18 protein-coding genes and 1 riboswitch are annotated in these 18,988 nt (G+C 71.9%); of the genes, 10 read left to right on the plus strand and 8 right to left on the minus strand.

Translation table 11 applies throughout. From position 1 onward, the window contains the following. Positions 1-2 precede the first annotated feature (2 nt). Positions 3-1,451: a M1 family metallopeptidase gene (locus TNCT6_RS16760; RefSeq protein WP_141360126.1), complete on the plus strand. Its 1,449-nt coding sequence runs from the start codon at positions 3-5 to the stop codon at positions 1,449-1,451. A 39-nt stretch (positions 1,452-1,490) separates the two neighbouring features. On the opposite strand, the gene TNCT6_RS16765 is transcribed toward TNCT6_RS16760, so the two are convergent. Together TNCT6_RS16765 and TNCT6_RS16770 are read right to left on the minus strand one after the other, a co-directional pair. Next, positions 1,491-2,006, minus strand: a complete 516-nt coding sequence (locus tag TNCT6_RS16765; RefSeq protein ID WP_141360127.1) for a GNAT family N-acetyltransferase — start codon at positions 2,004-2,006, stop codon at positions 1,491-1,493. 287 nt (positions 2,007-2,293) lie between these two features. Then, entirely contained in the window at positions 2,294-2,869 is a 576-nt protein-coding gene (locus TNCT6_RS16770; protein ID WP_141360128.1) for a TerD family protein, read from the minus strand. A 167-nt stretch (positions 2,870-3,036) separates the two neighbouring features. Between TNCT6_RS16770 and arfB the strand changes: the two genes are divergently transcribed. Further along, positions 3,037-3,474, plus strand: a complete 438-nt coding sequence (gene arfB / locus TNCT6_RS16775; protein WP_141360129.1) for an alternative ribosome rescue aminoacyl-tRNA hydrolase ArfB — start codon at positions 3,037-3,039, stop codon at positions 3,472-3,474. Positions 3,475-3,517: 43 nt separating this feature from the next. On the opposite strand, the gene TNCT6_RS16780 is transcribed toward arfB, so the two are convergent. Beyond that, entirely contained in the window at positions 3,518-4,036 is a 519-nt protein-coding gene (locus tag TNCT6_RS16780; RefSeq protein ID WP_253266131.1) for a flavin reductase family protein, read from the minus strand. A 417-nt stretch (positions 4,037-4,453) separates the two neighbouring features. Here TNCT6_RS16780 and cdgB point away from each other — a divergent pair, with 417 nt between their 5' ends. After that, complete coding sequence (cdgB, locus tag TNCT6_RS16785; RefSeq protein WP_141360130.1) at positions 4,454-6,112, plus strand: diguanylate cyclase CdgB; 1,659 nt, start codon at positions 4,454-4,456, stop codon at positions 6,110-6,112. Positions 6,113-6,229: 117 nt separating this feature from the next. Continuing rightward, the gene (locus TNCT6_RS16790; protein WP_141360131.1) at positions 6,230-7,138 is read left to right on the plus strand and encodes a carbohydrate-binding protein; all 909 of its coding nucleotides are present in this window, start codon (positions 6,230-6,232) and stop codon (positions 7,136-7,138) included. A gap of 3 nt (positions 7,139-7,141) precedes the next feature. Here the strand turns inward: TNCT6_RS16790 and TNCT6_RS16795 are convergent, their stop codons facing one another. The 3 genes from TNCT6_RS16795 to TNCT6_RS16805 form a co-directional block, all read right to left on the minus strand. Continuing rightward, on the minus strand, positions 7,142-8,074 hold the full coding sequence (locus TNCT6_RS16795) for a 1-phosphofructokinase family hexose kinase (protein WP_141360132.1): 933 nt from the start codon (positions 8,072-8,074) through the stop codon (positions 7,142-7,144). A gap of 120 nt (positions 8,075-8,194) precedes the next feature. Then, entirely contained in the window at positions 8,195-9,337 is a 1,143-nt protein-coding gene (nagA, locus tag TNCT6_RS16800; protein ID WP_141360133.1) for an N-acetylglucosamine-6-phosphate deacetylase, read from the minus strand. Positions 9,338-9,344: 7 nt separating this feature from the next. After that, positions 9,345-10,241, minus strand: coding sequence for an ROK family protein (locus TNCT6_RS16805; protein ID WP_253266412.1), 897 nt, complete (start codon positions 10,239-10,241; stop codon positions 9,345-9,347). Positions 10,242-10,455: 214 nt separating this feature from the next. Between TNCT6_RS16805 and TNCT6_RS16810 the strand changes: the two genes are divergently transcribed. After that, positions 10,456-10,698 carry a DUF3263 domain-containing protein gene (locus tag TNCT6_RS16810; protein ID WP_141360135.1) on the plus strand — a complete coding sequence of 81 codons (243 nt, stop codon included), beginning with the start codon at positions 10,456-10,458 and terminating at the stop codon, positions 10,696-10,698. Positions 10,699-10,751: 53 nt separating this feature from the next. Beyond that, on the plus strand, positions 10,752-11,627 hold the full coding sequence (otsB, locus tag TNCT6_RS16815) for a trehalose-phosphatase (RefSeq protein WP_141360136.1): 876 nt from the start codon (positions 10,752-10,754) through the stop codon (positions 11,625-11,627). 241 nt (positions 11,628-11,868) lie between these two features. Here otsB and TNCT6_RS16820 read toward each other — a convergent pair whose 3' ends face one another. Further along, positions 11,869-13,308, minus strand: coding sequence for a trehalose-6-phosphate synthase (locus tag TNCT6_RS16820; protein WP_141360137.1), 1,440 nt, complete (start codon positions 13,306-13,308; stop codon positions 11,869-11,871). Positions 13,309-13,391: 83 nt separating this feature from the next. Beyond that, entirely contained in the window at positions 13,392-14,363 is a 972-nt protein-coding gene (locus TNCT6_RS16825; protein ID WP_141360138.1) for a glucosyl-3-phosphoglycerate synthase, read from the minus strand. 130 nt (positions 14,364-14,493) lie between these two features. After that, positions 14,494-14,663: riboswitch (SAM riboswitch) on the plus strand. Between the two features lie 18 nt (positions 14,664-14,681). On the opposite strand from TNCT6_RS16825, the gene thrC reads away from it, so the two are divergent. The 4 genes from thrC (at position 14,682) to groL (ending at position 18,875) form a co-directional block, all read left to right on the plus strand. Next, positions 14,682-15,965: a threonine synthase gene (thrC, locus tag TNCT6_RS16830; protein WP_141360139.1), complete on the plus strand. Its 1,284-nt coding sequence runs from the start codon at positions 14,682-14,684 to the stop codon at positions 15,963-15,965. Further along, a complete protein-coding gene (locus tag TNCT6_RS16835) occupies positions 15,962-16,237 on the plus strand; it encodes a MoaD/ThiS family protein (protein ID WP_141360140.1) in 276 nt (91 codons plus the stop codon). The genes thrC and TNCT6_RS16835 overlap by 4 nt, the downstream gene beginning before the upstream one ends. A gap of 430 nt (positions 16,238-16,667) precedes the next feature. Then, complete coding sequence (locus tag TNCT6_RS16840; protein ID WP_009189266.1) at positions 16,668-16,871, plus strand: cold-shock protein; 204 nt, start codon at positions 16,668-16,670, stop codon at positions 16,869-16,871. A gap of 381 nt (positions 16,872-17,252) precedes the next feature. Then, positions 17,253-18,875: a chaperonin GroEL gene (gene groL, locus TNCT6_RS16845; RefSeq protein ID WP_141360141.1), complete on the plus strand. Its 1,623-nt coding sequence runs from the start codon at positions 17,253-17,255 to the stop codon at positions 18,873-18,875. Positions 18,876-18,988: the final 113 nt, after the last annotated feature.

The following is an 18,988-nucleotide window of genomic DNA, read 5'->3' on the forward strand; positions in this document are numbered from 1 at the left end:
CGATGGTGTCATGTGCCCCGCATAGGATCGCGCGCGTGTATCGATCTGCCCTGCTTGTCCGGACCGCCGCGGCCGGCTGCGCCCTGCTCGCGCTGACACTGACCGGGTGCGGCGGTGGTGTCCGGGGCACCCCGGGCGGGGCCGGGCTGCACGATCCGTACTTCCCCAGGGCGGGCAACGGCGGGTACGACGTCAGCCACTACGGCCTGACCCTCGACTACGACCCGGGCCGACGTCACCTCACGGGTACGGCGGTCATCACCGCCCGGGCCGCCAAGGACCTGTCCGCCTTCAACCTCGATCTCGTGGGGCTCGACGTCCGGAGCGTCACGGTGGAGGGGAGGGCCGCCTGGTTCAGCCGGGCGGGGCAGGAACTCACCGTGCGCCCGCACGGCGATCTGCAGAAGGGGAAGACGTTCACCGCGACGGTCCGCTACTCGGGGCGGCCGCAGGTCGTCGTCGACCCCGACGGGTCGCGGGAGGGGTGGCTGCCCACCGCCGACGGCGCGCTCGCCCTCGGTGAGCCGGTCGGCTCGATGGCGTGGTTCCCGGGGAACCACCACCCGTCCGACAAGGCCGCGTACGACATCTCGGTCACCGTGCCCGAGGGGCTGCGGGCCGTCTCCAACGGCGAGTTGAGGAGCGAGACGACCAGCGGGGGGCGTACGACGTTCCGGTGGCGCACCGCCGAGCCGATGGCGAGCTATCTGGCGACCGTCGCGATCGGCCGCTTCGAGATCACCCGCTCCACCACGAGGAGCGGTCTGCCGGTGTACGTCGCCGTGGAGCCCTCCCAGGTGCGGGAGAGCGGGGCCGTGCCGGCCAGGATCCCCGAGGTCGTCGAGTGGGCGGAGCGCCGCTTCGGCCCGTACCCCTTCTCGTCCACCGGCGCGATCGTCGGCCGCCGTGCGGACGCCGGTTACGCCCTGGAGACCCAGAACCGGCCCTTCTTCCCCGGCGCCCCCGACATCGGAACCCTCGTCCACGAACTCGCCCACCAGTGGTACGGGGACTCCGTCACCCCGAAGAGCTGGCGGGACATGTGGCTGAGCGAGGCCTTCGCGACGTACGCGCAGTGGCTGTGGGACGAGGACCACGGCGGCCGTACCGCGCAGCAGGCCTTCGACGCGCTCCAACGCGGCGGCTACTTCGCCGACGCCGCCGGGGACGGGGCCGTGTGGTCCTTCCCGCCCGCCGAGCCGGTCGATGCCGCGCACATCTCCGGACGGCCCGTCTACGAACGCGGCGCGATGGTTCTGCACAAGATCCGCCGGGCGGTCGGTGACCACGCCTTCGACGGCATCGTCCGGGGCTGGGCCGCCGCCCACCGCCACGGCAACGCGGACACCGCCGACTTCACCGCCTACGTGGAGAAGAAGGCCCCGGGCACGGATTTCGGCGCGATCTGGGCCGACTGGCTGTACGGGGACGGCAAGCCGACGGGGCCCTGACCGCGGCCGGCCGGTCCCTTCACCGGCCGGCCCGCTCCCTCAGTCCAGCCGCTTGCGCAGCACCACGCACGGGCGGCCCAGTCGCCGGTCCCGGCGGTGAGCGAGGTGCCGGTAGCCGAGGGCCGTCCAGAACGCCAGGCCCCCGGGGTTGTTCCCGAGAACGGCCAGGCGCACGGCGGTACGGCCCGCGGCACGGAAGCGGTCCTCGACGAGGGACGCCAACCGGCGCCCGTAGCCGTGCCGTTGCGCGCCCGCGTCGATCATCAGCAGGCCGATCCACGGGTCCGGGTCGGCCGGGTCGGGATGGTGGGCGAGCGTGATCGCGATCCCGACGAGCCGTCCCTCGCTGCGGGCGAGCAGCACCTCCGCGTCCGGGGCGGCCAGTTCGTCCGCCAGCGCGGCCGCCACCTGTTCCGGGCGGATGTCGTCCGGGTCGGGGAAGTCGCCGCTGAGGGCGTGGAAGTCGCGGTGGGAGGCGTAGAGCGCGGTGAGCTCGGTCAGGAGCTCGCCCGGGAGGCCGCGGTCCGACGGGAGGGTCAGGGGCTCGAGGAACACCCGGGCAACGTACCGCGCTCCACCCGCCCCGGGCGCCCCCTGGCGCGGAAGACGGCCGGCCGGAGCGACGGGCCCGGCCGCTCCTCCAGGCCCAGCCGGCGTGGTCGCTCGGTGCGGGCCGGGGCGTCGCGCAGAGGCGACGACGGGACGTCCCGTGGCGGGCACGGACGCCCTCGACGCGGGCCGCGTTTCCGGCGCACACGGAGGCGTCCTGCCGCCACCCGTCGGAGCAGCGCCCGCAGCCCCGGCCCTTCGCGGGCCGGGGCTCGGTCAGCGGGCCGGGTCCGTCAGACGTTGACGCCGAAGTCCTGGGCGATGCCGACCAGGCCCGAGGCGTAGCCCTGGCCGACGGCGCGGAACTTCCACTCCGCGCCGTTGCGGTACAGCTCGCCGAAGACCATGGCGGTCTCGGTGGCCGCGTCCTCCGACAGGTCGTAGCGGGCGATCTCGGTGCCGCCGGCCTGGTTGACGATGCGGATGTAGGCGTTGCGGACCTGGCCGAAGTTCTGGCCGCGGTTCTCGGCGTCGTAGATGGAGACCGGGAAGACGACCTTGTCGACGTCGGCGGGGAGCCCGGCGAGGTTGACGTTGATCGACTCGTCGTCGCCCTCGCCCTCGCCGGTGAGGTTGTCGCCGGTGTGGACGATGGTGTTGTCCGGGGTCTGCTTGTTGTTGAAGAAGACGAAGTGCTGGTCCGAGTAGACCTTGCCCTGCGCGTTGACCGCGATCGCGGACGCGTCCAGGTCGAAGTCCGTGCCGGTGGTGGTGCGGACGTCCCAGCCGAGGCCCACGGTGACGGCGGTCAGGCCCGGAGCCTCCTTGGTGAGCGAGACGTTGCCACCCTTGGACAGGCTTACAGCCATTGTTGGGAGTCCCTTCCCTCGTTGCGTGTGCGGACGAAGCTATCGCCACCCATAGGAACGTCGAGGGGGGTCCTCCGGGTTCCGCGTCTCTTTACCTTTTTTACCCACCCCGATCGAACACGCCCGCGGCGAAAACATGATGACGTGAAGCGGGCGGGGAGGGGAACATGGACGACATGTCCGGTCCCCATCTCATCCGCGGCTCCGTCGCGCTCCCCGAGGCCGAACTGGCCTGGCGATTCTCGCGGTCCTCGGGGCCCGGCGGCCAGCACGTCAACACCACGGACTCCCAGGTGGAGTTGCGCTTCGACCTCGCCAACACCGAGGCGCTGCCCGAGGTGTGGAAGCAGCGTGCGCTGGAGCGCCTCGCGGACCGGCTCGTGGACGGCGTCGTCAGCGTGCGCGCCTCCGAGCACCGCTCCCAGTGGCGCAACCGCGAGGCCGCCGCCGTGCGCCTCGCCGCGCTCCTCGCCGAGGCGACCGCGCCGCCGCCCAGGCCGCGCAGGCCCACCCGGATCCCGCGCGGTATCAACGAGCGGCGGCTGCGTGAGAAGAAGCAGCGCTCGCAGACCAAGCGGGGGCGCTCCGGGAAGGACTGGGGGTAGCCCCGGGCCCGGGCCGGCGGGGACGCCGGACGCGGGCGGGGCGTCAGCCCAGCCGGCGGTAGCGGCCGCGGTAGTACAGCAGCGGTTCGCCGTCCGTGCCGGGCAGGCGGGCCGTCAGGACCCGGCCGATGACCAGGGTGTGGTCGCCCGCCGGCACGCGCTGTTCGGTGCGCAGCTCCAGGGTGGCCATGGCGTCGGTCAGCAGGGGGGCGCCGGAGACCTCGCCGCGGGTGTGGGGGAGGTCCCTGAACAGCAGGCGGTCGCTGACCCGGCCCTTCATGGCGAAGCGGCCGGCGATGGCGTGCTGGCTGTCGGCGAGGACCGAGACCGCCCACAGGGGCTGTTCGGCGAGCAGGTCGTCCATGCGGGAGCCCTCGCGCAGGCTGACCAGGGCCAGCGGCGGGTCCAGGGACACCGACATGAACGCCGTCGCCGTCATGCCCGCGTCCTCGCCGGCCGGCGCCCGCGGGTCGTCCGGGTCGAGCGGCGGCTCCTGCGCGGTCACCAGGACCACACCGGCGGCCAGCCTGGACATCGCGGCACGGAACTCCTCGTTGGTCACCCCCTCAGCATGCCCGGGTCGGGGTTCCCCCTGCCCGAGCGGAGCCCGGAGCTCGGCAGAGGCGGTGGGGGAGGAGGGCGGCACGGAGGAAGTCTTCAACACACACGGAACGCTAACCACCGGTCCGAGGCCGCCGCATCGGGCCTTCGCCCGAAGCCGGACCTAGGACCAGCGGACGAGCGTGTCGTGCATCATGTCCCCACAGCAGCGTGGCCCGTGTTCATCAAACGCACAGGGAAAAGACAGAAACCGTACTCAATTGTTCACGTTCATCTGTGACTTGAGTCACAAGAGCAGTGAATTGTTGACCCTGTGTACCGAGTGGGCTTCGCGCTGTGATTCAGTGGCGGAGAATGCGCAGACGAACGCCGAACAGCACCCTTGATTCGCTGGCGAGGTCTCGGGGGGAGGGCGAGCATGGAGACCGACTCGGAGCCGTACGTCCGCCTGGCGTCCCTGCGGCAACTGCACCAGGTCATGGCGGACATGAACACCGCGAGGAGTCTGGCGGACACACTGCAGACCGTCGCCGACGGCGTCGTGAAGGGCCTCGGCTACGAGCTGGCCTGCGTCAACCTCGTGCGGGCCGACGGTGACCTCGTGGTCGCCGCCTTCGCCGGGAACTCCGCCGCCGAGGCACTGATCACCGGCCGTGTCGGCTCCCGGGATTCCTGGGACCGCCGGCTGGCCATGGGCGAGCAGTGGGACGGCCTGGTCTTCATACCCCACACCGAGGGCTGGGTCCTCGACGACGACGACGTCCCGACCTGGTACACCGACGGGCCGGCGCCGCGCTTCGAGGACGAGTGGCACCCCGCCGACCGGCTCTTCGCGCCCATGGACGTCCCCGGCGGGTCCGGCGGCTCCTCCGGCGAGCTGCTCGGCGTGATCTCCGTGGACCGCCCGCGCAACGGCCGCCGGCCCGGCGCCTGGGGCCGTGAGGCCCTCCAGATGTACGCCTTTCAGGCGGCCATCGCGATCAGCAACGCCCGGCTGCGCTCCAACATGCAGCGCGCCCTCATACGCCTGGAGCGCGAGCAGCAGGCCCTGCGGGCCAGCGAGGAGAGTTTCCGCCAGGCCTTCGAGTACGCGCCCTCCGGCATGGCCATCGCCGAGATGGGCGGCGACCAGCACGGCCGGATCCTGCGCACCAACGACGCCCTGTGCCGTCTGCTGGGCCGCCCCGCCTCCGCCATGCGCCGCTACTCCTTCTCCGACCTCGTACACCCCGAGGACATAGGCACCCTGCTGCGGACCTCGGCCGAGGGCGGCCGGGCGGAGCTGCGCCTGGGCCGCCGCGACGGCTCGTACGTCTGGGTGTCCCTGCGCAACTCCGTCGTCGCGGACGCCGCCGACGGGCCCCGCTTCCTGCTCACCCACGTCGAGGACATAGAGGAGCGCAAGCGCCGCGAGCTCCAGCTCGCCCACCGCGCCTCCCACGACTCCCTCACCGGCCTGCCGAACTCCGCCGAGCTGCGCGCCCGCCTGTCCGCCCGGCTGTGCCGGCGGCCCCAGGCCGCGCAGGCGGGCGAATCCGAGTCGCAGGACACCGCCTACGGCCACCCCGGCTACGACGTCGGCGACCACGGCTTCGACTTCCGGCCGGGCACCCGGGCCTACGACGCCTACGACCACCACGTGCACACCGTCGCGCCCGAGGGCGACCACGACGACGGCACCAAGGGTCTCGCGGTCCTCTTCTGCGACCTCGACGGCTTCAAGTCGATCAACGACCGGTTCGGGCACAACGCGGGCGACGCGGTGCTCATCGAGGTGGCCCGGCGGCTGAGCAACGGCGTGCGCGACGGCGACACCGTGGCCCGGCTCGGCGGCGACGAGTTCGTGATCCTCGCCGACGGCCTCGGCCGGGCCGACGCCCAGGACCTCGCCGTACGGCTGCGCAACGAGATCATCCAGCCGATCCGCGCCGAGGGCCGGGCCGTCCGGGTCGGGGCGAGTTTCGGCATCGGGTGGGCCCACTGCGGCATGACGGCGGACGAAGTGCTGAAATCAGCCGACGAACGGATGTACGTCGAGAAACGATCTCGTCCCAAACAACATCGCCGTGCCGGTTGATCCGCAGGTCAGCCACCCTATGCGGCATGAGTCACCCGCTTGGGCCCCGCGAAGCGGGTAGGCTCGCCTTTCCCACGACGTACCGCACCACCCGCACCTGTTGAGGAGTACCAAGGGATGACGCCCGGCAACAGCGGCGCGAGCACGCCCGAGGACGACGACCCGTTCGGCTACCTGTACGCCGACGGCCAGGCCAACGGAGCCCAGCCGCCCTCGAGCGGATACGGCTACCCGAACTCGGTGAACCGGGTCCGCACGGTCGGTCAGCGGCAGTATGGCCAGGTCCCGCAGCAGCAGGGCGCGTACGGCCAGCCGAGCGCCCATTACGCCGCACCCGAGTCCCTCCCCGGCGGCGCCCCGACCCGGCAGCAGCCCCAGGGTGGTGGCGGCCGTGGCCGCGGCCCGAACACCAAGGGCCTGCTGATCGGCGCCGTCGCGGTGGTCGCCGCGGTCGTCATCGGCATCGGTGTGGCGATGATCGGCGACGACTCGGGCAAGAAGGACGACAACCAGGCCGGCGGTACGTCCCCGACGGCCACGCAGAGCACCGAGCCGAGCCCGTCGGCGAGCAGCAGCGCGCCGAGCGACGGCGCGTTGCCGAAGACCGACGCCGAGGCGCTGCAGCTGGACGGCGGCGCCACCAAAGCCTCGGACATCAAGGGCGCCCAGGCGGCCGGCGGCGTCTATGTGACGAACTTCAACAACGTCGGCGCCTCGGTCACCTGGACCATCGACGGCATCCCCGAGGACGGCAAGTACACCGTGTTCGTCGGTTACGGCGTCCCGGGCCGGGACGGCACCGCCACTCTGACGGTCAACGGCGCCGTGTCCAGCAGGCCGATCAACCTGAACAACTGGGCGCACGCAGCCGAGGGCGACTACGAGAAGGGCTGGACGAAGACCTACAACTGGATCCAGCTCAACAAGGGCGCGAACACCATCAAGATCTCGTGCGAGCAGGGCAACCAGTGTGATGCGAACCTTGACCAGCTGTGGCTGGCCAAGGGCTGGGTCAAGTCGGGCTGACGCTCACGCCGCGGTGGCCTCTCCGGTCACCGACACCCGCCCCAGCAGTTCCTCGTAGGCTCCGCGGTCGAACTCGCCGGCCACCGGGCACAGGACCGTCGCCGCCGACAGGGCGACCGCGCGACTCAGGCGGTCCGGCCAGGGGAGCTGCTCCACCAGACCCGCCAGCAGGCCCGCGACCGCGGAGTCGCCGGCGCCGGTCGGGTTGCCCCGGACGCGGGACGGCGGGGCGGCCCGCCACAGGCCGTCGGAGGTGTGCGCGAGCAGGCCCTCCGAGCCCAGGGAGGCGATCACCGCGCGGGCGCCGCGGCGGCGGGCGTCCTGGGTGGCGCGCAGCGGCTCGTGGGAGCCGGTGAGTTCGGCCAGTTCGTCGGCGTTCGGCTTGATGATGTCGGGGCGGGCGGCCACGGCCCGGCGCAGCGCCTCGCCACTGGTGTCCAGCAGCACCGGCACGTTCGCGGCGCGCGCGGTGCGCACCAGACCGGCGTACGCGCCCACCGGCAGCCCGCGCGGCAGGCTGCCGCACAGCGCAACCGCCGACATCGAGCCGAGCAGGTCCTCGTAGCTGTCCTGGAAGGCGGACCACTCGGCCGGGGTGACGACCGGGCCGGGCTCGTTGAGCTGGGTGGTGTCCCCGGTGCGCTGGTCCACCACGGCTATCGTGCGCCGGGTCGCGCCGGCCACCGGGACCAGCGCGTCCACCACGCCCGGCGCCTCGGACGCGAGCCGGTCGCGCACCTCGCGCCCGGTGGCCCCGCCCGCGAAGCCGGTGACCGTCACCTCGTGACCGAGGGCCGCCAGCACGCGGGCCACATTGACGCCCTTGCCGCCGGGCCGCTCGGTCACCTCGGACACCCGGTGGGACGAGTGCTGCCGCAGGGACGGCACCCGATAGGTGAGGTCGAGAGCGGTGTTCAGCGTGACCGTGAGGATCACCGGCCCGACCTCCCCCGAGTAAGCGCGTCCGCCGCGAAGTTCCGGAGACTCGATCATGCCAAAGACCCGGCCGACCGCCCACCCCTCGGACCGGCCACCGCGGCCGGACGGGCGGACGGATCAGCCCAGTTGGGGCTCAACCACCCATGCGCCCCGCCGCATCACGCCCTTCAGGGCGAAGTCCTCGTCGAGCAGGACGAGATCGGCGTCCTTGCCGGGTTCCAGGGAGCCCACCCGGTCGTCCATCCCGAGCAGCCGGGCCGGATTGGCGGACAGCGCGGCGACCACGTCCGGGACCGGCAGCCGGTCGACCGTGACCGCGCGCCGGAACGCCCGGTCCAGGGTCAGGGTCGAGCCCGCGATCGAGCCGCCCTCCACCAGCCGCGCCACCCCGCCCTCGACCTCGACCTGGAGCGGGCCGAGCAGGTAGCGGCCGTCGCCGATCCCGGCGGCGTCCATGGCGTCGGTGATGAACGCGACCCGCCCGGCGCCCGCGTGGTGGAACGCCATCTCCAGGGCGGCGGGGTGCAGATGGACGCCGTCGTTGATCAGCTCGACCGTGATCCGCTCGTCCTCCAGCAGAGCCGCGATCGGACCGGGGGCGCGGTGGCCGAGCGGCGGCATCGCGTTGAACAGGTGGGTGGCGACGGTGGCTCCGGCGTCGATCGCCTCCACCGTCTGCTCGTACGTCGCGTCCGTGTGCCCGATCGCCGCGATCACGCCGTGCTCCGCGAGCAGCCGTACGGAGTCGATGCCGCCGGGCAGTTCGGTGGCCAGGGTCATCATCCTGGCCCGGCCGCGGGCGGCGTCGATCAGCTTGCGCACCTCGGCGGGGTCCGGGTCGCGGAGCAGCTCCTCGGAGTGCGCTCCCTTGCGGCACGGCGAGATGAACGGCCCCTCGAAGTGGACGCCCGCGATCTCGTCCTGCTCGGCGAGTTCCGACAGCAGCCCCGCCTGCTTGACGAGGAGACCCATGTCGTCGGTGACGGTCGAGGCGACCAGGGTGGTGGTGCCGTGCTCCCGGTGGGTGCGGACGGCGGTCAGCACGTCGTCGGCCGTGCCGGAGAAGGAGGCGCCGCCTCCGCCGTGGTTGTGGATGTCGACGAAGCCGGGGACCAGCCAGTGCCCGCGTACGTCGAGGGTCTCGGCGTCCTCCCGGGCGGCGCCGGCGATCCGCGTGCCGTCGACGATCACACGGCCGCCGTCCACGATCCCGGTGGGCAACACCACCCGGGCTCCGGTCAGTACCTTGCTGGGGGCCATCAGGTGGCTACCTCCGGAAAGTCGTAGAAGTGTTGAGCAGGTCCCAGGCCAGGAGCCCCGCGCCCAGGCATCCGGCGGTGTCCCCGAGGGCCGCGGGGACGATCGACGGCAGCTTCTGGAAGGTGACGCGCCGCCGGACCGCCTCGCGCAGCGGCGCGAACAGCGTCTCGCCCGCCTCGGCGAGCCCGCCGCCGATGATCAGCGTGCGCGGGTCCAGCAGGGTGAGCGCGGTGACCAGCCCGTCGGCGAGCGCGTCCACCGCCTCCTGCCAGACCGCCCGCGCCCGCGCGTCCCCGGACTCCACGGCCTTGGCGCAGTGCGCCGCGTCCGCGTCCGGGTCCCCGCACGCCTCGGCCCACGCCTGGCTGACCGCCGACGCGGAGGCGAACCGCTCCAGACAGCCGCGCTGCCCGCACGGACAGGCCAGGCCGCCGGGGCGTACGACGATGTGGCCGATCTCGCCCGCGAAGCCGTGCGCGCCCGCCTCCACCCGGCCGTCGATGCCGATGGCGCCCGCGATCCCGGTGCCCAGCGGCACGAAGAGGAACCGGTCGGTGCCCTTGCCCGCCCCGATCCGGCCCTCGGCCAGCCCGCCGGTGCGCACGTCGTGGCCCAGGGCCACGGGGGCGCCGAGCCGTTCGGCGAGCAGATCGCGCAGGGGTACGTCACGCCAGCCGAGGTTGGCCGCGTAGGCGGCGACACCTCGCGCCTCGTCGACGATGCCGGGGACGGCGACACCGGCCGCGGCCGCCTCCTCCCCGAGGTGCCGGACGCCGTGCGCCCGCAGCTCGGCGGCGAAGCCGAGGATGCCCTCGATGACGGCGTCCGGTCCGCGCTCACGGCCGGTCGCCCGGCGGGCCCGGTGCAGCAGGGAGCCGTCGGCGGCGACCAGGGCGGCCTTCATCCCCGTGCCGCCCACATCGAGGGCGATGACGTGTTTCACGTGGAACAGTGTGGACCCGTCGACCGGGAGAGGTCTAGTCCACTTACTTGGTGCAGACCAATTGTGTCCACATGGTGACGCCCGTACGGCCGGAACGGCGCGGCGGCGCCGGGCCGGCCGTGACAGCCGGGTCCGACGAGGGCCGCTGTCGGTGGTGGAGGCTACGGTGCCTGGTATGGACGACGACGAGGAGCAGGGGCTCGGCCGCAGGGAGCGGGACATCCTCGCCCTGGAGCGCCGCGGCTTCACCGGCCCCGGCGCGAAGGAGCGCGCGATACGCGAGGAACTGGGCCTCTCGCCCGTCCGCTACTACCAGCTCCTCAACGCCCTCCTCGACGACACCCGCGCCCTCGCCCACGACCCGGTCACGGTGAACCGGCTGCGCCGGGTGCGCGAGGCCCGGCGCGCCGAGCGGTGAGACCCGCCCGGAACGGAGGCGTGCCCCGGGCCGTGGAGGGATAGGTTCGCCCCATGGGAAGCCAGGACAGTCACGCCACCGACTCGACCGCCCCCGTCTCCTCCCTCCCGACGCCCGCCACCCCGGCGGGCCGGGACGGGCTCGCCGCGATCCTCGCCCGGCCGGAGCACGCGCTGATCGCCCTCGACTTCGACGGGACGCTCGCCCCGATCGTCCCCGACCCCGACCAGGCCCGCGCCCACCCCGACGCCGTGGCCGCGCTCTCCGCGCTCGCCCCGAAGGTGGCCGCCGTCGCGGTGGTCACCGGCCGCCCGCCCGGCGTCGCGGTGCGCCACGGCGGCTTCGCGGGCGTACCCGGCCTGGAACACCTGGTCGTCCTCGGCCACTACGGCGCCGAGCGCTGGGACGCCGCCACCGGCACGGTCACCGCCCCGCCCCCGCACCCCGGTGTCGCCGCGGTCCGCGCCGAACTGCCCGGCCTCCTCGACCGGATCGGCGCCCGGAACGGCACCTGGATCGAGGAGAAGGGCCGCTCGGTCGCCGTCCACACCCGCCGCGCGGACGACCCGCAGGCCGCGTTCGAGGCGCTGCGCGAGCCCCTGGCCGACCTGGCCGGCCACCACGGGCTGATCGTCGAACCCGGCCGCATGGTCCTCGAACTGCGTCCCCCGGGCATGGACAAGGGTGTCGCCCTCCTGGACTGCGCCCGCGCCCTGGGCGCCACGTCGGTCCTGTACGCGGGCGACGACCTGGGCGACCTGCCGGCCTACGCCGCGGTCGACGGACTCCGCTCGGACGGGATTCCGGGCGTCCTGGTCTGCAGCGGCAGCACGGAGGTCACGGAGGTGTCGGAGAGGGCCGACCTGGTGGTGGACGGCCCGGCCGGGGTGGTGGCACTGCTGAGCAACCTGGCGGACCACCTCGCCTAGTGCTGTGGCCGGGAAGGTTTGCCGGGAAGCTCGCGGCGTCCGGTGCTGGGGGCACCTCCCACGCCGTTCAGGCAGTGGGGGAGCATCGCAAGGCGGAGCATTGCCCGCGTACTGGATGTACTCGGGTGATGCGACAACGCGGCGTGGGGGTACCCCTGGCCGAAGGCTGGGGGAGTGCCCTGCCGGGCGCCGCGAGCCGGTGAACCTTTCCGGTCACAGCACTTAGGGGCTTTCGTTCGGATCAGGCCCCTCGGCCGCCCAGCTCCTCCAGCTGGTCCAGGAACCACTGAGCGGGCGCCAGCGCGGTCGCGGCGGCGGCCAGCCGCTTCGTCCGCTCCGCCCGCTCGTGCTCCGGCATGCTCAGCGCCCGGTGCAGCGCCCCGGCCGTCCCGACCACGTCGTACGGGTTGACGACGACCGCGTCCTCCCCCAGCTCCGCGTACGCCCCCGCCTCCCGCGACAGCACCAGCGCACACCCCGAGTCGGAGACGACCGGCACCTCCTTGGCGACCAGGTTCATCCCGTCCCGGATGGGGTTGACCAGTGCCACGTCGGCGATCCGGTACGCCGCGAGCGACCGCGCGAAGTCGTCCTCCACGTGCAGCAGGACCGGGGTCCAGCCGGGCGTCCCGTAGCGCGCGTTGATCTCCTCGGCCACCCGCCGCACCTGCTCCGTGTACTCCCGGTACACCGCGAGGTCCTGCCGCGAGGGGTAGGCGAAGGCCACGTGCACCACCCGCTCGCGCCACTCCGGGCGGTCCTCCAGCAGCTGCCGGTACGCGTGCAGCCCCCGCACGATGTTCTTGGACAGCTCGGTCCGGTCCACCCGCACGATCGTCCGGCGCGGGGCCCCGTCCGGGCCGGCGCCGATCTCCTCGCGCAGCGCCGCCATCCGCTCCTCGACGTCGGCCCGGTGCGACCGCTCCCGCAGGAACTCCGCGTCCGCGCCCAGCCCGTGCACCCCGATCCGGGTGCCCCCGAGCCCGCCGAGGAGCGCGTCGCAGCACCCGGCGAACGCGTCCGCCCACCGCTGGGTGAGGAAGCCCAGCCGGTCCGCGCCCAGCATCCCGCGCAGCACCTGCTCGGCGATGTCGTCGGGGAGGATCCGGAAGTAGTCCGCCGGCGCCCACGGCGTGTGCGAGAAGTGCCCGATGCGCACATCGGGCCGGAAGTCGCGCAGCATCCCCGGCACGAGCGTCAGGTGGTAGTCCTGCACCACCACGGCCGCCCCCTCGGCCGCCTCCTCCGCCAGCGCCTCGGCGAAGGCCAGGTTGTAGGCCTCGTAGGACTTCCAGCGGCGCCGGAACTCCGCGTCGAAGACCGGCTCCAGCGGGGTCTGGTACAGCATGTGGTGGACGAACCACAGCACCGAGTTGGCGATGCCGTTGTAGGCGTCGGAGAAGACCTTCGCGTCGATGTCGAGCATCCGCACCTGCTGCCCGCCGGTCGCCTCCGACGGCAGCCGGCGCCCGCCCTCGAAGCGGCCCGCCGCCTCCCGGTCGGCGTCGCTCAGCGCGGCGCACACCCACACCGCGCCCGCCTCCGGGCCGATCGCGGAGAGCCCGGACACCAGCCCTCCGCCTCCGCGCCGGGGGTGGAGCGAGCCGTCCGCGCGTACCTCGTACGAAACCGGGCCGCGGTTGGACGCGACCAGCACCTCGGCACCGTGCGTAGAAGCCATACGCCTCAACCTAGCCCGGCCCCGAAACGCTCAAACGTACGGTTCCGCTTCGTAGCCGGCGGACGGCGGGCGGTACCGGTGTTTCACGCCACCTGCCGGGTCGCGTACTCCGCGATCTCGGCCATCGGCGGACGCTCCTCCGTGTCCACGTGGTACGTCCGCGGCTCGAAGCCGTTCTCGCCGCGGACGAACTGGGTGAGGCAGGGGCGCACGAGGTGTCCCCGGGCCAGGCGCAGCTGGGCGGTGCGGTAGATCGCGGCGGCCATCCGGCCGAGCGCCTGTCCGTCCTGGTGCCGGTGCCTGCGCACCCCGACGTCGACCTGGCCGAGCGCGTCCAGGCCCACCAGGTGCAGCGCGTCGACCAGCATGCCCAGCTCGACGCCGTAGCCGACCGGGAAGGGCAGCTGTTCGAGGAGTGAGCGGCGGGCCGCGTACTCGCCGCCGAGCGGCTGCACGAAGCCGGCCAGCTGCGGCCAGTGCATGTTGAGCAGAGGGCGCGCCATCAGCTCGGTGACCCGTCCGCCCTGCCCGGCCGCGGCCGGTCCGGAGGTGTGACCGCCGGGCACGGTGAAGGGCCGGTCGTACATCGCCTTGACCAGGTCCACGTCGCGTTCGGTGAGCAGCGGGCCCACGATGCCGGTGACGAAGTCGGAGGAGAACTCCCGCAGATCGGCGTCGACGAAGCAGACGATGTCCCCGCGGGTGACGAGCAGGGAGCGCCACAGGACCTCGCCCTTGCCCGGCACGGTCGGCAGGCGCGGCAGGATCTCGTCGCGGCGCACCACGCGGGCGCCGGCGGCGGCGGCCACCTCGAAGGTGCGGTCGGTGGAGCCCGAGTCGACGACGACGATCTCGTCGACGAGCGGCGCCCGCTCCACGAGGTCGCGGCGGATCACCGCGACGATGTCGCCGACCGTCGCCTCCTCGTTCAGCGCGGGCAGCACTACGGAGACCGACTGGCCGGTGCGCTGCTTGGCCGCCAGGATCTGGTGGAGCGGCCGGTCGGCCACGGACCAGGAGCGGGTGGCCAGCCAGCGCTCGACTTCTTCCAGCACGGTCAGCGGCTCCTCACTGTTGTCTCGCGCTTCGGACGACTGGCTCAGCCGTCCTGGCCTTCCGTTACAGTCTGAACAACGCGGACGACCATCCCATGCCGGGGGTCACCTCCGCGTCACAACCGAATACAGCTCATCCAGAGGGGCAGAGGGACACGGCCCGATGAAGCCCCGGCAACCCTCCAGCCGATTCTCGTATCGACTGCTGTGCGAGCACAGCCGATCGTCTTCGCGAGGCTCCCGGCTAGGGAAGGTGCCAAATCCGTCTCACGGCGAGATGCGTCGTGAGGAAGATGAGGAGAAAGGGCCTCGCCTCACATGGCTGTGCAGACCGTTGTAAGCAGCACCGACTCCACTGTGGACCTCGGCCCCGCCGCGGCGCTGAGCTGCCGCGAGTGCGGTCACCGCGTCCCCCTGGGCCCGGTCTTCGCGTGCGAGGAGTGTTTCGGCCCGCTGGAGATCGCCTACGACTTCTCGGCCTACGACACCGAGGAGCTGCGCAAGAGGATCGAAGCGGGCCCCGCGAACATCTGGCGCTACGCGCCGCTGCTGCCCGTCCCCGCGGACGTCGCCGGCAAGCCGAACCTGAACCCGGGCTGGACCAAGCTCGTCCGGGCCGACCGCCTCGCCCGCGAACTGGGGGTGACCGGCGGGCTGTACGTGAAGGACGACTCCGGCAACCCGACGCACTCCTTCAAGGACCGCGTGGTCGCCCAGGCGCTGGAGGCGGCCCGCGCCTTCGGCTTCACCACCCTCTCCTGCTCCTCGACCGGCAACCTGGCCGGCGCCGTCGGCGCCGCGGCCGCCCGCGCCGGACTGCGCTCCTGCGTGTTCATCCCGCACGACCTGGAGCAGGGCAAGGTCGTGATGGCCGCGATCTACGGCGGCGAACTCGTCGGCATCGAGGGCAACTACGACGACGTGAACCGTTTCTGCTCCGAGCTGATCGGCGATCCGGCCGGCGAGGGCTGGGGCTTCGTCAACGTCAACCTGCGGCCGTACTACGCCGAGGGCTCCAAGACGCTGGCGTACGAGATCTGCGAGCAGCTCGGCTGGCGGCTGCCGGACCAGATCGTGGTCCCGATCGCCTCGGGCTCCCAGCTCACCAAGGTCGACAAGGGCCTGCGGGAACTGATCGAGCTGGGGCTGGTCGAGGACAAGCCGTACAAGATCTTCGGCGCCCAGGCCGAGGGCTGCTCGCCGGTGTCCACCGCCTTCAAGGCCGGCCACGACGTCGTGCGGCCGCAGAAGCCGAACACGATCGCCAAGTCCCTGGCCATCGGCAACCCGGCCGACGGCCCGTACGTCCTGGACATCGCGCGCCGCACCGGCGGTGCGGTGGAGGACGTGACCGACGAGCAGGTCGTCGACGCCATCAAGCTGCTGGCGTGGACCGAGGGCATCTTCGCCGAGACGGCGGGCGGTGTGACGGTCGGCGTGACGAAGAAGCTGGTCGAGGACGGTGTCCTCGATCCGACGAAGACCACCGTCGTCCTCAACACCGGCGACGGGCTGAAGACGCTGGACGCGGTGGCCGGCACCGGCCTGACCGCGACGATCCGTCCGACCCTGGACTCCTTCCGAGAGGCTGGCCTGGCATGAGCGTGACCGTTCGTATCCCCACCATCCTGCGCACCTACACCGGCGGCCGGGCCGAGGTGAGCGCCGAGGGCGCGACCCTGTCCGAGGTCATCTCGGACCTGGAGAAGAACCACACGGGCATCGCGGCACGGGTCCTGGACGACCAGGGCAAGCTGCGCCGCTTCGTCAACGTGTACGTCAACGACGACGACGTCCGGTTCGAGCAGGGCCTCGAGACGGCCACCCCGGACGGCGTGGGCGTCTCGATCATCCCGGCGGTCGCCGGCGGCTGATCATTACCTTCGGTAATCCTGGTCACGCAGAGTTCATCGAATTGCCCCCTCCGTGAGAGAAGCGGAGGGGGCAATTCTGTGTGGTTGAGCACGGTAGAGTTGGGGAACGCGCCCCCGAACTCCGAATCCGGGGCCATGGATTCCTGCCGCGGGCCCGGCAAGAAGTAGCCAAAGTCTGCGGGCTTTCTGCGGCATTTGCCTTGTTTGTGGGGCCCGACTTGCCCTGAATTCACGTGAATTCTCCCTATATTCCGGACCGCGTACGTCCAGATTTCTCGTCCGATTGACCTGTTGCAGACGGCAGTTGGACAGATACATTCAGCCGCGGTCGACGCGTTCCGGCGCACGCCCCCGATCCACGGGGGGTGAGGTCTGACCCGGATCCGCGAAGTGTGGATCTGTGCAAGGGCCAGTAATAGGGGAGTTAGGCATGGCTCAGGGCACCGTCAAGTGGTTCAACGCGGAGAAGGGGTACGGCTTCATCGCGGTCGACGGTGGTGCGGACGTCTTCGTCCACTACAGCGCGATCCAGATGGACGGCTACCGCTCGCTGGAAGAGGGCCAGCGGGTCGAGTTCGAGATCTCGCAGGGCCAGAAGGGTCCGCAGGCCGACATGGTCCGCGTCACGGCCTGAATCGCGCGACCACCGCAAGCGACGTTCTTCTACGGAAGGGCCCGCACCTCCGCTGCCGGGGTGCGGGCCCTTCGCTGTGCCCGCGCGCCGTCCCGTCCGGAGCTCGGCACGCCCGTGTCCGTGCACCGCGCGCTCGCACGGCCCGGCATGCCCGTGTTCGCGTCCGGCTGAGTCCCCGCCGACGCCCCGAAGGCGCTTGCACTCGAAGGGGTCGAGTGCTAATCATTGGCGTTAGCACTCTGAAGGTGAGAGTGACAACGAAGGACCGGGTCAGTGAGGCCACGGGCCGGGTGGGGCAAGGAACCTCCGGCCGGGGCCGTCCGTCGCGGGCGCGGGCGCGGTCCGAAGTAATCACCCCCAGTCCTGGGAGGACCACTTCACATGGCCAAGATCATCGCGTTCGACGAGGAGGCGCGGCGAGGCCTCGAGCGCGGCATGAACCAGCTCGCGGACGCCGTCAAGGTGACCCTCGGCCCCAAGGGCCGCAACGTCGTCCTCGAGAAGAAGTGGGGTGCCCCCACGATCACCAACGACGGTGTCTCCATCGCCAAGGAGATCGAGCTCGAGGACCCGTACGAGAAGATCGGCGCCGAGCTGGTCAAGGAAGTCGCCAAGAAGACGGACGACGTCGCCGGTGACGGTACGACCACCGCGACCGTGCTCGCCCAGGCCCTGGTCAAGGAAGGCCTGCGCAACGTCGCCGCCGGTGCCAACCCGATGGCCCTGAAGCGCGGTATCGAGAAGGCCGTCGAGGCCGTCTCCGCCGCCCTGCTCGACCAGGCCAAGGAGGTCGAGACCAAGGAGCAGATCGCCTCCACCGCCTCCATCTCCGCCGCCGACACCCAGATCGGCGAGCTCATCGCCGAGGCCATGGACAAGGTCGGCAAGGAAGGCGTCATCACCGTCGAGGAGTCGCAGACCTTCGGTCTGGAGCTCGAGCTCACCGAGGGCATGCGCTTCGACAAGGGCTACATCTCCGCCTACTTCGCGACCGACATGGAGCGCATGGAGGCGTCGCTCGAGGACCCGTACATCCTCATCGCCAACTCCAAGATCTCCTCGGTCAAGGACCTGCTCCCGCTCCTGGAGAAGGTCATGCAGTCGGGCAAGCCGCTGCTGATCATCGCCGAGGACGTCGAGGGCGAGGCCCTGTCGACCCTGGTCGTCAACAAGATCCGCGGCACCTTCAAGTCCGTCGCCGTCAAGGCCCCGGGCTTCGGCGACCGCCGCAAGGCCATGCTCGGCGACATCGCCATCCTCACGGGCGGCGAGGTCATCTCCGAGGAGGTCGGCCTCAAGCTGGAGAACGCGACCCTGGACCTCCTGGGCCGCGCCCGCAAGGTCGTCATCACCAAGGACGAGACCACCATCGTCGACGGCGCCGGCTCCTCCGACCAGGTCAACGGCCGGGTCAACCAGATCCGCGCCGAGATCGAGAACAGCGACTCGGACTACGACCGCGAGAAGCTGCAGGAGCGCCTGGCGAAGCTCGCCGGCGGCGTCGCGGTCATCAAGGCCGGTGCCGCCACCGAGGTGGAGCTCAAGGAGCGCAAGCACCGCATCGAGGACGCCGTGCGCAACGCCAAGGCGGCCGTCGAGGAGGGCATCGTCGCCGGTGGTGGCGTGGCCCTGCTCCAGACCACCAACGTCTTCGAGAAGCTGGAGCTCGACGGTGACGAGGCGACCGGCGCGCAGGCCGTGAAGCTCGCCCTGGAGGCCCCGCTCAAGCAGATCGCCGTCAACGCCGGCCTCGAGGGCGGTGTCGTGGTGGAGAAGGTCCGCAACCTCACCCCGGGCCACGGCCTGAACGCCGCGACCGGCGAGTACGTCGACCTGGTCGCCGAGGGCATCATCGACCCGGCGAAGGTGACCCGTTCCGCGCTGCAGAACGCCGCCTCCATCGCCGCGCTGTTCCTCACCACCGAGGCCGTCATCGCCGACAAGCCGGAGAAGGCCGCCGCGCCGGCCGGCGGCGGCATGCCGGGCGGTGACATGGACTTCTGATCCCCTCGAGGATCGGATCCGTCCTTCACGTACCGAGGGCGGCACTCCCTGGAGACAGGGGGTGCCGCCCTCGGGCGTGTTCCGGGTCACAGGAGTGGATCGGCGGAATGCCG

The organism is Streptomyces sp. 6-11-2 (genome assembly GCF_006540305.1).
Lineage (GTDB): Bacteria > Actinomycetota > Actinomycetes > Streptomycetales > Streptomycetaceae > Streptomyces.

Bases quoted from the DNA above. Each gene is read 5' to 3' on its own strand.
- TNCT6_RS16760 (WP_141360126.1), top strand. From the start codon at position 3: ATGGTGTCATGTGCCCCGCATAGGATCGCGCGCGTGTATCGATCTGCC.
- cdgB (WP_141360130.1), top strand. From the start codon at position 4,454: ATGGAGACCGACTCGGAGCCGTACGTCCGCCTGGCGTCCCTGCGGCAA.
- arfB (WP_141360129.1), top strand. From the start codon at position 3,037: ATGGACGACATGTCCGGTCCCCATCTCATCCGCGGCTCCGTCGCGCTC.
- TNCT6_RS16820 (WP_141360137.1), bottom strand. From the start codon at position 13,308: ATGGCTTCTACGCACGGTGCCGAGGTGCTGGTCGCGTCCAACCGCGGC.
- otsB (WP_141360136.1), top strand. From the start codon at position 10,752: ATGGGAAGCCAGGACAGTCACGCCACCGACTCGACCGCCCCCGTCTCC.
- groL (WP_141360141.1), top strand. From the start codon at position 17,253: ATGGCCAAGATCATCGCGTTCGACGAGGAGGCGCGGCGAGGCCTCGAG.
- TNCT6_RS16770 (WP_141360128.1), bottom strand. From the start codon at position 2,869: ATGGCTGTAAGCCTGTCCAAGGGTGGCAACGTCTCGCTCACCAAGGAG.
- nagA (WP_141360133.1), bottom strand. From the start codon at position 9,337: ATGGCCCCCAGCAAGGTACTGACCGGAGCCCGGGTGGTGTTGCCCACC.
- TNCT6_RS16840 (WP_009189266.1), top strand. From the start codon at position 16,668: ATGGCTCAGGGCACCGTCAAGTGGTTCAACGCGGAGAAGGGGTACGGC.
- TNCT6_RS16810 (WP_141360135.1), top strand. From the start codon at position 10,456: ATGGACGACGACGAGGAGCAGGGGCTCGGCCGCAGGGAGCGGGACATC.
- thrC (WP_141360139.1), top strand. From the start codon at position 14,682: ATGGCTGTGCAGACCGTTGTAAGCAGCACCGACTCCACTGTGGACCTC.
- TNCT6_RS16835 (WP_141360140.1), top strand. From the start codon at position 15,962: ATGAGCGTGACCGTTCGTATCCCCACCATCCTGCGCACCTACACCGGC.
- TNCT6_RS16805 (WP_253266412.1), bottom strand. From the start codon at position 10,241: ATGAAGGCCGCCCTGGTCGCCGCCGACGGCTCCCTGCTGCACCGGGCC.
- TNCT6_RS16790 (WP_141360131.1), top strand. From the start codon at position 6,230: ATGACGCCCGGCAACAGCGGCGCGAGCACGCCCGAGGACGACGACCCG.